The 12,386-nt window shown below is 61.0% G+C and carries 10 protein-coding genes and 1 riboswitch; of the genes, 6 read left to right on the top strand and 4 right to left on the bottom strand.

Annotation, left to right across the window (positions count from 1 at the left end; translation table 11 throughout):
- Positions 1 to 317 precede the first annotated feature (317 nt).
- A riboswitch (cobalamin riboswitch) is annotated at positions 318 to 519 on the top strand.
- Between the two features lie 96 nt (positions 520 to 615).
- The 4 genes from PSH81_RS11410 to cobM all read left to right on the top strand — a co-directional run bounded on the left by PSH81_RS11410 (position 616) and on the right by cobM (position 2,720).
- Positions 616 to 804 (top strand): CbtB domain-containing protein, encoded by a 189-nt coding sequence (locus PSH81_RS11410; RefSeq protein ID WP_192299684.1) that lies wholly within the window; start codon positions 616 to 618, stop codon positions 802 to 804.
- Positions 805 to 815: 11 nt separating this feature from the next.
- The gene (locus tag PSH81_RS11405) at positions 816 to 1,514 is read left to right on the top strand and encodes a CbtA family protein (RefSeq protein ID WP_305392549.1); all 699 of its coding nucleotides are present in this window, start codon (positions 816 to 818) and stop codon (positions 1,512 to 1,514) included.
- Complete coding sequence (locus PSH81_RS11400) at positions 1,511 to 1,903, top strand: cobalamin biosynthesis protein (RefSeq protein ID WP_305392548.1); 393 nt, start codon at positions 1,511 to 1,513, stop codon at positions 1,901 to 1,903. The genes PSH81_RS11405 and PSH81_RS11400 overlap by 4 nt, the downstream gene beginning before the upstream one ends.
- A 70-nt stretch (positions 1,904 to 1,973) precedes the next feature.
- Positions 1,974 to 2,720, top strand: a complete 747-nt coding sequence (gene cobM, locus PSH81_RS11395; protein ID WP_192299687.1) for a precorrin-4 C(11)-methyltransferase — start codon at positions 1,974 to 1,976, stop codon at positions 2,718 to 2,720.
- A gap of 129 nt (positions 2,721 to 2,849) precedes the next feature.
- Here the strand turns inward: cobM and nfuA are convergent, their stop codons facing one another.
- From nfuA to PSH81_RS11380, 3 genes are all read right to left on the bottom strand, one after another.
- Positions 2,850 to 3,434: a Fe-S biogenesis protein NfuA gene (gene nfuA / locus PSH81_RS11390; RefSeq protein WP_003190728.1), complete on the bottom strand. Its 585-nt coding sequence runs from the start codon at positions 3,432 to 3,434 to the stop codon at positions 2,850 to 2,852.
- A gap of 59 nt (positions 3,435 to 3,493) precedes the next feature.
- Positions 3,494 to 4,519: an acyltransferase gene (locus PSH81_RS11385; RefSeq protein WP_305392547.1), complete on the bottom strand. Its 1,026-nt coding sequence runs from the start codon at positions 4,517 to 4,519 to the stop codon at positions 3,494 to 3,496.
- An 86-nt stretch (positions 4,520 to 4,605) separates the two neighbouring features.
- Complete coding sequence (locus tag PSH81_RS11380) at positions 4,606 to 6,897, bottom strand: fatty acid cis/trans isomerase (RefSeq protein WP_305392546.1); 2,292 nt, start codon at positions 6,895 to 6,897, stop codon at positions 4,606 to 4,608.
- 167 nt (positions 6,898 to 7,064) lie between these two features.
- On the opposite strand from PSH81_RS11380, the gene metH reads away from it, so the two are divergent.
- Together metH and PSH81_RS11370 are read left to right on the top strand one after the other, a co-directional pair.
- Positions 7,065 to 10,775: a methionine synthase gene (gene metH, locus PSH81_RS11375; protein WP_305392545.1), complete on the top strand. Its 3,711-nt coding sequence runs from the start codon at positions 7,065 to 7,067 to the stop codon at positions 10,773 to 10,775.
- Positions 10,776 to 10,990: 215 nt separating this feature from the next.
- Positions 10,991 to 11,209 carry a DUF2970 domain-containing protein gene (locus PSH81_RS11370; protein ID WP_192299691.1) on the top strand — a complete coding sequence of 73 codons (219 nt, stop codon included), beginning with the start codon at positions 10,991 to 10,993 and terminating at the stop codon, positions 11,207 to 11,209.
- Here the strand turns inward: PSH81_RS11370 and PSH81_RS11365 are convergent.
- Entirely contained in the window at positions 11,206 to 12,273 is a 1,068-nt protein-coding gene (locus tag PSH81_RS11365) for an ABC transporter substrate-binding protein (RefSeq protein ID WP_226457225.1), read from the bottom strand. The two genes, PSH81_RS11370 and PSH81_RS11365, sit on opposite strands and share 4 nt — an antisense overlap.
- Positions 12,274 to 12,386: the final 113 nt, after the last annotated feature.

Here is a 12,386-nt window from a genome sequence, read left to right as displayed (position 1 = left end):
CCCGTTAAACACGCTGGCCGAACGCAGGCTTGAATCCGTGGGCAACCCGGCAGGACGCCGGGTTAGCCGTCCTGGGCCAGGGATGGCCCATGACGGCGGCCCACGGATTCAAGCCGGAGTGAGGGCACACCGAGCCTAGGCGAGGTGCCGAGTGTTGGGGCAAGAGCCCTTTGGTTACTTTGGGGCTTTTCCAAAGTGACCCGCTGTAAGAGCGGAACCATAAGCGGCCGTTACCGAAGAAACGGATATGTACACCACCACCACCACCACCACCAAAAACCACATCCCAATTGACTCCCCTCCCCCCCCCATGCTCTCCTACACATCTTGTTTCGGGTGCCCTGCAAAGGGTGAAACGGGAAACCGGTGACTCATGTACGCATGACAGTCCGGTGCTGCCCCCGCAACGGTAAGCGAGCGAAACGTCATATCCACTGTGCCCAAGGCATGGGAAGGCGACGTTTTCAGGCATTGAGCCCCTCGCAAGCCCGGAGACCGGCCCGAAAAAATCAGATAACAAACCCGCGGTGGGCGGGCGCTGTTCAGAACCCTGCGTGCCTGGCTCGCGGGGTTTTCATGCGCTCGTTTCACCCAGACACCTGAAAGGGACGCGCCATGTCGATCATCAGCAGCACCTCGCACTCCGCCAGCCGCACCTCTACCCTGAGCCAACGCCTGACCGCCGCCATCGGTGCGTCGATCCTCGGCGCGTGCCTGGTGTATTTCGCCGGTTTCTCGCATATCGAGGCGGTGCACAACGCTGCCCACGATACCCGCCACAGCGCCGCGTTCCCGTGCCATTGAGACCTGCCGACATGATCAAGCGTATTGCGCAAACCGCAGGGTTCACCGGACTTTTGGCCGCCCTGCTGCTGACCCTGCTGCAAAGTTTCTGGGTCGCCCCGCTGATTTTGCAGGCGGAAACCTTTGAAAAAGCCCCTGCCGAGGTGATGCACGAGCATACCGCCGGCACCGCTGCCCATACCCACGACGCCGAAGCCTGGGAGCCGGAAGACGGCTGGCAGCGCGTACTCTCTACCACAGGTGGCAACCTGGTAGTGGCGGTCGGTTTCGCACTGATGCTCGCCGGCCTGTACACCCTGCGCGCGCCAACCCGCACCGCCCAAGGGCTGCTATGGGGGCTGGCTGGTTACGCGACCTTCGTACTGGCACCGACCCTGGGGCTGCCGCCTGAGCTACCGGGCACGGCTGCCGCCGACCTCGCACTGCGCCAGACGTGGTGGATCGGTACCGCAGCGTCCACCGCCGCCGGTATCGCGCTGATCGTATTCGGTCGCAACTGGCTGCTCAAAGTACTGGGGGCGGCAATCCTGGTGGTTCCCCACGTGATTGGCGCACCGCAACCGGAAGTGCATTCGATGCTGGCACCAGAAGCGCTGGAAGCGCAGTTCAAGATCGCATCGCAGTTGACCAACGTGGCGTTCTGGCTGGCCCTGGGCCTGATCAGCGCCTGGCTGTTCCGCCGCAACCGTGACGATCAATACTCGGCATGACCCTGGTGGCCGGCCTGGGCTGCCAGCGGGGTTGTGATGTTCACACCCTGCTGAGCCTGTTCGACGCCGCCCTCGCCGAGGGTGGTATCGAGCGCCGGCACGTTACGGCCTTGGCGAGTATTGATCGCAAACGTGATGAACCCGGATTACTCGCCCTGGCCGCGCTGTTGAACCTGCCACTGCACTGCTTCAGCGCGGCCGGGCTAGGGGGTTATGCCGACCGCCTGAGCCACAGATCCGCTGTCGCTTTCGCCCATACCGGCTGTTACGGCATCGCCGAAAGCGCCGCCCTGGCACTGGCCGAGCACCTCACTGGCGCCCCTGCGCGCCTGCTGATCACCCGCAAAAAAACCTCCCAGGCCACCTTTGCGTTGGCTTGCGCCGACTAAAATCCCGATAATCGCCCTTCCCGATCATGAGCAATCTTCATGCTCGCCCGCTTTTCAACAGGAATTCCCCATGACCGTCTACTTCATCGGCGCAGGCCCCGGCGACCCGGAATTGATCACCGTAAAAGGCCAGCGGCTGATCCGCAGTTGCCCGGTGATCATCTACGCCGGCTCCCTGGTGCCAGCGGCGGTTTTGGAAGGTCACCAGGCAGGAATCGTCGTCAACAGCGCTGAGTTGCATCTGGAACAGATCATCGAACTGATCAAAACCGCCCACGCCAAAGGCCAGGATGTGGCACGCGTGCACTCCGGCGATCCGAGCCTGTATGGCGCGATTGGCGAGCAGATCCGCTGTTTGCGCGAGCTGGGCATCCCTTTCCAGATCATCCCTGGCGTCACCGCCGTGGCCGCCTGCGCGGCGCTACTGGAGACCGAGCTGACACTTCCGGACATCGCCCAGAGCGTCATCCTCACCCGTTATGCGGATAAGACCAGCATGCCCCCCGGCGAGGACTTCGACAGCCTGGCGCGGCACGGCACGACCATGGCGATTCACCTGGGGGTCAACCATCTGGAGAAAATCGTCGCTGAACTGCTGCCGCACTATGGCGCTGATTGCCCGATTGCGGTGGTGCACCGGGCGACGTGGCCGGATCAGGATTGGGCGGTCGGGACCTTGAGTGATATTGCCGAGAAGGTCGCAGCCAAGGGGTTTCGGCGTACCGCACTGATTGTGGTGGGCCGGGTGTTGGCCAGTGACAGTTTCAGCGAGTCGTCGCTGTACCGGGCAGGCCACGCACACCTTTACCGCCCTTGACGGAATACGGGCAAGCCCACTCCCACACCTAAACCAATTTGTTAGAAAAACAGCGTAAGGCGTTGAAAATAATGCATAAAAAAACGGCACTCACGGGGCGCCGTTTTTTCTTCGCAGTGAACACCTGACTCAGTAGTAGGCGTTTTCTTTCTGCGTGTGGTCGGTCACGTCACGTACACCTTTAAGCTCTGGAATACGCTCCAGCAGGGTGCGCTCGATACCTTCGCGCAGGGTCACGTCCGCCTGGCCGCAGCCCTGGCAACCACCACCGAACTTGAGCACCGCGATGCCGTCGTCCACGACATCGATCAGGCTGACCTGGCCGCCGTGGCTGGCCAGCCCCGGGTTGATCTCGGTCTGCAGGTAGTAGTTGATACGCTCGTTCACCGGGCTGTCAGCGTTGACATTTGGCACCTTGGCGTTGGGCGCTTTGATGGTCAATTGGCCGCCCATGCGATCGGTGGCGTAGTCGACTACGGCGTCGTCGAGGAAGGCTTCGCTGAAGGCGTCGATATACGCGGTAAAGCTTTTCAGCCCCAGCGCGGTGTCTTCAGGCTTCTCTTCACCTGGCTTGCAGTAGGCAATGCACGTCTCGGCGTACTGGGTGCCAGGCTGGGTGATAAAGACGCGGATACCGATACCTGGGGTGTTCTGCTTGGACAGCAGGTCAGCCAGGTAATCGTGGGCGGCGTCGGTAATGGTTATGGCAGTCATGGAAACTCCTCACAGGCTTGCCGGCAGTTTACGCCAAAATATTACGCAGGTACAAAGTCCTAGTATTTTTGTCGGGAAAGGATGGGCGGCTGATCAATGCCCAACCACTGCTTGAGCCTGCTGTACGCCGCTTTTTCCAGCCAGTGGTAGCTGCCAAATGAGGCGAACGCCGTCACCAGGATGCAAACGGGCAGCATCACGTAGAGATCAACGCCCGTGCGCTCGGCAAACCATCGCCCGGCGCACAGCACCATGGTGTGGAGCAAATACACCGAGTAGGAGCAATCTCCGAGCATCTTCAGGACACGCGAATGACGAAAAAAAGGCTCCAGCGTGACAAAGCAGATGACCAATATCGCGCTGGGCACCCCCCACTCCAGCGCGCGCGGAACGTCCGCGCCGTGATAAATCGCGGCCAAGGCCGCCACGATACCCAGCAACGGCAACCACGCCGGGGCTCGGCACAGGCCACGGTGATACAGCATGCCGATGACGATGCCCATCAGGAATTCGAGGACAATGTCGTTGCGGTAAAAACCGCCAAACAGGTCAAAGGCGGGGCTGATTACGCCACACACCAGGTACAGCAGTGTGGCGACTATCCACAACCGGTAGGCCCTGCGAAACCACAAGGTCAGGGCGAACAGCCCATAAAACAGCATCTCGAAGTTAAGGGTCCAGCCGACATCCACTAGCGGATAACGCCCAAAGCCGCCAGGGTGTTCAGCCGGAATAAACAGCAGCGACTGCAGCACATGGCTGGGCACCACATACGTTTCTGGAAACATCGAAGGCACCGTCATGACCAGTAACGCCATGAGCAGCGTATAGAACCAATACGCGGGAGCGATCCTGGCCACGCGCATGAGCATGAAACGCCCTGGTGTCAGTGCCTTGTCGGCTGTTGCGAGAAAAATCACCAGGCCACTGATGACAAAGAACACGTCCACGCCGATGGCACCTTTATCGGCGAACAAATAGGCCAGCGGGGTATCGACCTCAAAGTTGAAAAACACCTGGATGAAGTGATGCCCCACCACAACCCAAGCCGCCAAGGCGCGTAGTGCCTGCACTGAAACCAGCATCTTCGGGGTACCTTTTCCATTGCTGCATGGTAGATATCCGACTGCTTCAGCACCCGCCTAGAGGGATGAGCGGATCACTGACACCTTTATAGGTTTTCATAGCGATTCATGTCCAGCACGCCCTCTTCCACCGGCGTGGTTTCGCGGATGTACTGTGATAAATCGTGGAAGTACTGCCAGAACAATGGATGACTGCGACGCACACCCCAATGATCGACGATTTTTTCAAAGCGATCGGCGTCCTTGGCCCGCTCCATTTCGGCGACGAACTCAGGCACATCCTGCGCCGGAATATTGAACATGAAGTTCGGGTAGCTGCTCAGCACGCCGGGATAGATGGTCACGGTGTCCAGGCCCGGCTGGTAGCGATAGGCCTCACCCAGCAGGAACGCCACGTTACTGTGGGCACGGTTGCGCAGCATGCTATAGAACACGCGCTTGCCATTGCTGGTTTCGATGCGCAGCATCGTCGCTTCCGGCAATTGGTCGATCACCTTGAGCCCCGCCGCCGGGCGTGAGGTCAATCGGCTGAGGGCCTGCTCGGCATCCTGTAGTGCCGGATTGATGCCGTCACGCGAGCAGTAGGCGCCGTTGCAGCGGTTGATCGGGTCCGGGCTGGCGTTGAGGTCGCCGTAGCGGCTGAGCAATTGGTTGGCGAAGTCGCGTTTCGGGTCTTTGGCGTCCAGGTGCAAGCCGCTCGGCTTGTCGTCGTCAATAGCTTCGTAGTCCAGCCACAACTTGAGTTTGCCGCTGTTCTGATACCAGTCATCAAGGAAATCGTCGCGGGAGTTCGCCGGCATCAACCGCAAGAAGTTCTGCTCGGCACCGTTGCGGATCAGGTCGAAATACAGGCGTGTCTGGGCTTGGTGCGAAACGTTGCCGAACACGTCGAAGTTCACCGCCAACTGGTAATAGGTGCGCTCCAGCAACGGATAGTCGAACAACCACATCGTTTGCGGCACTTCACCGATCAAGCCCTTGTTCACCGAGGCGCTATCGAAGTGGCGGAAGATGCTCAGCAACGCGTTGTCATTACCGGCCCACAGGCTCGACCAACTCGGCGGCGGCACATCGGCATAACTGTCACGGCGCAGGGCCTCGTATTCGTTGCGCTTGTCGCGGTAGGCCAGCCACAGGCTGAGCACACTGCCGACGTCGTCGTTCTGCCCCGGCATGGCCAGCAGTGGCGTGGCCTGGCCACGATAGCGCGCATCGGTGATGTACAGGTCGTGGTCAGGGTCCTGGAACAGGGTCCAGAAGTTGTCGCGGATGACGTCCGTGGCGATTTGTCCACGGCAGACCGGCCCGCGGATAAAGGTGCGCACGAAGTACTCGGCGTTATCCAGCATGAACTGGTAACGCGCCTTGGCCGGTATGGCCTCGAACGTTTCGAACGGATTGGCGCGACGGCCCGGCCCGTAACCCGGCAAGGCATTGACCTGCCAGTCGCCGGCGTAGAACAGCGCCTTGATCCGCGCCATTTTCTCGGCACTGAACGGGCACGTGATGTGGGTCTTATGCACGATTACCCCCTGCACCGGCCACAGGCGGTAATACACGCGGGTGCCCGGGTCATCATTCGGCCGGCGAGTGGCGATCAGGTCAATCGGCTGGCCACTGGGCGTGCGCGAACGCACCCACTGGAAGAAATGCCCCGGCTCGCCGTTCTCGAAATAGATATGAGCGAGGAACAAATGCTCGAACAACCAGCGCGCCACCAGGCTCTCACGGGCGCCTGGCTGGTTGAGCAGGTTCTCCCACTGCTGCACTTGCAGGGCTTCCTTGGCACTCGGCGCCAAGCCCTGCTCATCAATCGGCGCGCCGGACGCGAGCCAGCGCTGCAGGGTCTGGTATTGCTGATCGGTCAGGCCGGTGACAGCCAATGGCATGCCTTCCTTGGGATGGGCGCCGGCATAGGCATTGAACTCGCCGGGCATGGCGCACATGTTTTCGCGGTTGAGCCCCAGCACGATCTCTTCAGGCAATTTGGCATTGGGCTGCAGCGGCGCGTTGTGGCCCAGTTCGAGCATGCGCGCCATCAACGCGGCCTGGCTGCCCTGGGCGTCCAGCACCGAATGGAAGCCTTTCTGCTGCCAAGCGGCTTTGCCAAAGGCGTCATAGAACAATCGGGTGGTCGGGGTGGCCTGGCTGCGCTCGCCGTCATACACCGGCACTTTGCTCGCCCCACGCGCCGCACCCTCGGCACTGCCCAGGTTGAGCTGGCAGGCCGAGTCGTAGCAGGCATGGCACGCCACACATTTCTCGGTGAAGATCGGCTGAACATCACGGGTATAGGAAATCGCCGGGGCGGGCCCTTGAGCCTGGGCGGTACTGGCGATCAAGGCCAGAACGGCGCTGACGATAAGACGAAGTGACATGTATCCGGTCCCGATTCAATGCGTGCGCTGAAAATTTGCCGGTGATTCTACCGGGCCACACCCCCTGCCAACATGAACGATATTCATGCAAAACCTGCACATGCTCCAAATCGGCACAGGTTTGCTATGATTCACGCCCTCCGTAATGCCTGACCTAGAGTAGTCCCATGTCCGATCGTAGCGTTCGTCTGCAAGCCCTTAATCAAGCCCTCAAGGAACGTATCCTGATCCTCGACGGCGGTATGGGCACGATGATCCAGAGCTACAAACTGGAAGAAGAAGACTACCGTGGCAAACGCTTCGCCGACTGGCCGAGCGACGTCAAGGGTAACAACGACCTATTGGTTCTCACCCGTCCGGACGTGATCGGCGGTATCGAAAAAGCCTACCTGGATGCCGGCGCCGACATCCTTGAGACCAATACCTTCAACGCCACGCGTATTTCCATGGCCGATTACGGCATGGAAGCACTGGCCTACGAGCTGAACGTAGAAGGCGCACGCCTGGCGAGAAAGATCGCCGACGCCAAGACCCTGGAAAACCCGGCCAAGCCGCGCTTCGTCGCCGGCGTGCTGGGCCCGACCAGCCGTACCTGCTCGTTGTCGCCGGACGTGAACAACCCCGGCTATCGCAACGTGACCTTTGATGAGCTGGTGGAAAACTACACCGAAGCCACCAAAGGCCTGATCGAGGGCGGCGCCGACCTGATCCTGATCGAAACCATCTTCGACACCCTCAACGCCAAAGCCGCGATCTTTGCCGTGCAAGGGGTGTACGAAGAACTGGGCCTCGAACTGCCGATCATGATTTCCGGCACTATCACCGACGCTTCCGGCCGCACCCTGTCGGGCCAGACCACCGAAGCGTTCTGGAACTCGGTGGCCCACGCCAAGCCGATCTCCGTGGGCCTCAACTGCGCCCTGGGCGCCAGCGAGCTGCGTCCGTACCTGGAAGAGTTGTCGAACAAAGCCAACACCCACGTCTCCGCGCACCCGAACGCCGGCCTGCCCAACGAGTTCGGCGAATACGACGAACTGCCGTCGCAAACCGCCAAGGTCATCGAAGAATTCGCCCAGAGTGGCTTCCTCAATATCGTTGGCGGCTGCTGCGGCACCACGCCAGGCCATATTGAGGCCATCGCCCAGGCCGTGGCCGGTTATGCGCCGCGCCCGATTCCGGACATCCCCAAGGCCTGCCGCCTGTCGGGCCTGGAACCGTTCACCATCGATCGCAGCTCGTTGTTCGTCAACGTCGGCGAACGCACGAACATCACGGGTTCGGCCAAGTTCGCCCGGCTGATCCGGGAAGACAACTACACCGAAGCCCTCGAAGTCGCCCTGCAGCAGGTAGAAGCCGGCGCCCAGGTGATCGACATCAACATGGACGAGGGCATGCTCGATTCGAAGAAGGCCATGGTGACCTTCCTCAATCTGATCGCCGGCGAGCCAGACATCTCCCGCGTGCCGATCATGATCGACTCCTCCAAGTGGGACGTGATCGAAGCCGGCCTGAAGTGCATCCAGGGCAAGGGCATCGTCAACTCCATCAGCATGAAGGAAGGCGTCGAGCAGTTCATCCACCACGCCAAGCTGTGCAAGCGCTACGGCGCCGCCGTGGTGGTGATGGCCTTCGATGAAGCCGGCCAGGCCGACACCGAAGCGCGCAAGAAGGAAATCTGCAAACGCTCCTACGACATCCTGGTGAATGAAGTCGGCTTCCCGCCGGAAGACATCATCTTCGACCCGAATATTTTTGCGGTCGCCACCGGTATCGAAGAACACAACAACTACGCCGTCGACTTCATCAACGCCTGCGCCTACATCCGCGACGAGCTGCCGTATGCGCTGACCTCCGGTGGCGTGTCCAACGTGTCGTTCTCGTTCCGTGGCAACAACCCGGTGCGCGAGGCGATCCACTCGGTGTTCCTGCTGCATGCGATTCGCAACGGCCTGACCATGGGTATCGTCAACGCCGGCCAGCTGGAGATCTACGACCAGATCCCGGCCGAGCTGCGTGACGCCGTGGAAGACGTGGTGCTCAACCGCACCCCGGACGGCACCGATGCCCTCCTCGCCATCGCCGACAAGTACAAGGGCGACGGCAGCGTAAAAGAAGCCGAGACCGAGGAGTGGCGCGGCTGGGAAGTCAACAAGCGCCTGGAGCATGCACTGGTCAAGGGCATCACCACCCACATCGTCGAAGACACCGAGGAGTCGCGCCTATCGTTCGCGCGCCCGATCGAAGTGATCGAAGGCCCGCTGATGTCCGGCATGAACATCGTCGGCGACCTGTTCGGCGCCGGTAAAATGTTCCTGCCGCAGGTGGTTAAATCCGCCCGCGTGATGAAACAGGCCGTGGCCCACTTGATCCCCTTCATCGAACTGGAAAAAGGCGACAAGCCGGAAGCCAAGGGCAAGATCCTGATGGCCACGGTGAAGGGTGACGTACATGACATCGGCAAGAACATCGTTGGTGTGGTGCTTGGTTGCAACGGCTACGACATCGTCGACCTGGGCGTGATGGTGCCGGCGGAGAAGATCCTGCAGGTGGCCAAGGAGCAGAAGTGCGACATCATCGGCCTGTCTGGCCTGATCACGCCGTCGCTGGATGAGATGGTGCACGTGGCCCGTGAGATGCAGCGCCAGGACTTCCACCTGCCGCTGATGATCGGTGGCGCGACCACCTCCAAGGCGCACACGGCGGTGAAGATCGAGCCCAAGTACAGCAACGACGCCGTGGTGTACGTCACCGACGCCTCGCGTGCGGTGGGTGTGGCCACGCAGTTGCTGTCCAAGGAGCTGAAGGCCGGTTTTGTCGAGCGCACCCGCGAAGAGTATGTGGAAGTGCGCGAACGCACCTCCAACCGCAGTGCCCGCACCGAACGCCTGAGCTACGCGGCGGCCATTGCCAAGAAGCCGCAGTTCGACTGGAGCAGCTACACCCCGGTGACGCCGACATTTACTGGCGCCAAGGTACTGGACAACATCGACCTCAACGTTCTGGCCGAGTACATCGACTGGACGCCGTTCTTTATTTCCTGGGACCTGGCAGGCAAGTTCCCGCGCATCCTGACCGATGAAGTGGTAGGCGAAGCCGCTACCACGCTGTACGCCGACGCCCGGGAAATGCTCAAGAAGCTGATCGACGAAAAACTCATCAGCGCCCGCGCGGTGTTTGGTTTCTGGCCGGCCAACCAGGTCAAGGACGATGACCTGGAGGTCTACGGCGACGACGGCCAGCCGCTGGCGACCCTGCATCACCTGCGCCAGCAGATCATCAAGACCGACGGCAAGCCGAACTTCTCCCTGGCCGATTTCGTGGCGCCAAAAGACAGCGGCGTGACCGACTACGTGGGTGGTTTTATCACCACCGCCGGCATCGGCGCCGAAGAAGTCGCCAAGGCTTACCAGGACGCGGGCGACGACTACAACTCGATCATGGTCAAGGCTCTGGCCGACCGCCTGGCCGAAGCCTGCGCCGAGTGGCTGCACCAGCAAGTGCGCAAGGACTATTGGGGTTACGCCAAGGATGAGCAACTGGACAACGAAGCACTGATCAAGGAACAGTACAGCGGCATCCGCCCTGCCCCGGGTTACCCGGCATGCCCGGATCACACCGAGAAAGGCACCTTGTTCCAATTGCTCGACCCAGAGGCACGTGAGATGGAGGCCGGCCGCAGCGGCGTGTTCCTCACCGAGCACTATGCGATGTTCCCGGCGGCGGCAGTCAGCGGCTGGTACTTCGCGCACCCGCAGGCGCAGTACTTTGCCGTGGGCAAGATCGACAAGGACCAAGTCACCAGCTACACCGCACGCAAAGGCCAGGACCTGGCCGTGACCGAGCGCTGGTTGGCGCCAAACCTGGGTTACGACAACTGATCTCCCGCCCAACTCCTGGGCACGCCCTTGTAGTGAGCGGGCTTGCCCGCGCTGGGTGGCGAAGCCGCCCCAAACCCAGGCAACTCGGTGTATCAGAAAGACCGAGGCGCCTGGATTTTGGGCGGCTTCGCCCCCCAGCGCGGGGCAAGCCCGCTCACTACATTCGCAGGATCGTCGGCTATGCTGTCCCTCACACACCTTGTGTCGAGGGATGTATGGACGATCCAGTCAACAACAAGCCTCCAACCTTCTGGCAGATGCTGCACAGCGTCATGGCGGCGGCCTTTGGCGTGCAGAGTGGCAAGAACCGCGCCCGCGACTTTACCCACGGCAAGCCCAGTCATTTTGTGCTGCTGGGTATCCTGTTCACGGCGGTGTTTGCACTGACGCTGTTTGGCATCGTCAAACTGGTACTGCTACTGGCCGGGGTTTAATGCAGCAGCAGTTGCAGGCTGAACGGGTAGCGGTAGGACTCGGGCTTGCCCTTGGCCGACAGTGCGCGAAAATTCACCGCCGGCAACGGCCCCAACAGTTGCTGGGCCTGCACGCCATCGATCAACTGGAACAGCGCGGCCTGGCGATCGCGCCCGCCGTGGGCGGCCAGATCCACGCCCTTGGCATCGTCACTGATCAAGACCAGCGCCCATCCGCCCAGGGTGAAATGCCCGGCCACCAACGTCGTCAAACGCCCGTCCAGGCGTGCCCGCAATATCTCGGGTGAACTGTTTACCGCGCTGAACAACACGTCCTTTCCCGGTACCCTCCCGCTGCCTTGCAGCGCCTGCATCGCGCCCAGCGCCATCTGATCGTTGGCCGACCACACCAGCGCCGTCTGCGGGTAGCGCTTGAACAACTGAGTGGCTTGCTCGAAAGCCCGCTCACGGTTCCACTCGCCATAAACCAACTGACGCAGGCGCACTTGCGGATACTGCGCCAATGCACGGCGCAAACCTTGTTCACGCAACTGTGCGGACGGCGTGTTCTTCGCGCCGGAAAAGGCCAGCAGGTCGAGGGTCTGGCCGGGGGCTATCGGCCCATGCTTGTGCACCAGATCGACGAGCATCATATGGCCCGCTTCTTCGTCGTTGGGCACCAGGCTGCCGATCCAGTGAGCGTCGTTGCGCTCATTGAGCATCTGCACTTGGTCGGGGGTTGGCGTGCTGTTCACGATCAACAGCTTGACCCCGCTGCCTTGGGCCATGCGCAGAATCTGTGGGGCTACATATTGCTCGTTCACCAGCATCAGATAATCGGGTCGTACGGGGCCTTGCAGCGTGTCCCTGGCCTGCGCCAGGGTGTTGCCGGAATCACGTTCGGCATAACGCACACGCAAATCCAGGCCGAGGTCCTTGGCCGCGGCCTGCATGAATTGCGTGTAGCTGACCCAGAAGGTTTCCGTCGACGTACCAGGGTTGAGAAACACCACGGACGTCGCATGGGCCGCTGCGCCATACGCAGCCCCCAGCAACCACATGCACGTAATCAGAACCTTCAGCATCGTTATCCAAGCCTTGAAGAGTGGCCGCCATGATAGTGGCAATTAACCGCTCAATCGAGGCTCAATCAACGTCGTTTATTGGTGGCTCACCCAGAATACAGCGGTGCCGACCA

Origin of the sequence: Pseudomonas sp. FP2335, from assembly GCF_030687535.1 — a bacterium.
Lineage (GTDB): Bacteria > Pseudomonadota > Gammaproteobacteria > Pseudomonadales > Pseudomonadaceae > Aquipseudomonas.
This window is presented reverse-complemented; position numbering and strand designations above follow the sequence as displayed.

Coding starts and splice junctions, on each gene's coding strand:
- PSH81_RS11410 (WP_192299684.1), top strand. CDS start 616: ATGTCGATCATCAGCAGCACCTCGCACTCCGCCAGCCGCACCTCTACC.
- PSH81_RS11405 (WP_305392549.1), top strand. CDS start 816: ATGATCAAGCGTATTGCGCAAACCGCAGGGTTCACCGGACTTTTGGCC.
- PSH81_RS11400 (WP_305392548.1), top strand. CDS start 1,511: ATGACCCTGGTGGCCGGCCTGGGCTGCCAGCGGGGTTGTGATGTTCAC.
- cobM (WP_192299687.1), top strand. CDS start 1,974: ATGACCGTCTACTTCATCGGCGCAGGCCCCGGCGACCCGGAATTGATC.
- nfuA (WP_003190728.1), bottom strand. CDS start 3,434: ATGACTGCCATAACCATTACCGACGCCGCCCACGATTACCTGGCTGAC.
- PSH81_RS11385 (WP_305392547.1), bottom strand. CDS start 4,519: ATGCTGGTTTCAGTGCAGGCACTACGCGCCTTGGCGGCTTGGGTTGTG.
- PSH81_RS11380 (WP_305392546.1), bottom strand. CDS start 6,897: ATGTCACTTCGTCTTATCGTCAGCGCCGTTCTGGCCTTGATCGCCAGT.
- metH (WP_305392545.1), top strand. CDS start 7,065: ATGTCCGATCGTAGCGTTCGTCTGCAAGCCCTTAATCAAGCCCTCAAG.
- PSH81_RS11370 (WP_192299691.1), top strand. CDS start 10,991: ATGGACGATCCAGTCAACAACAAGCCTCCAACCTTCTGGCAGATGCTG.
- PSH81_RS11365 (WP_226457225.1), bottom strand. CDS start 12,273: ATGCTGAAGGTTCTGATTACGTGCATGTGGTTGCTGGGGGCTGCGTAT.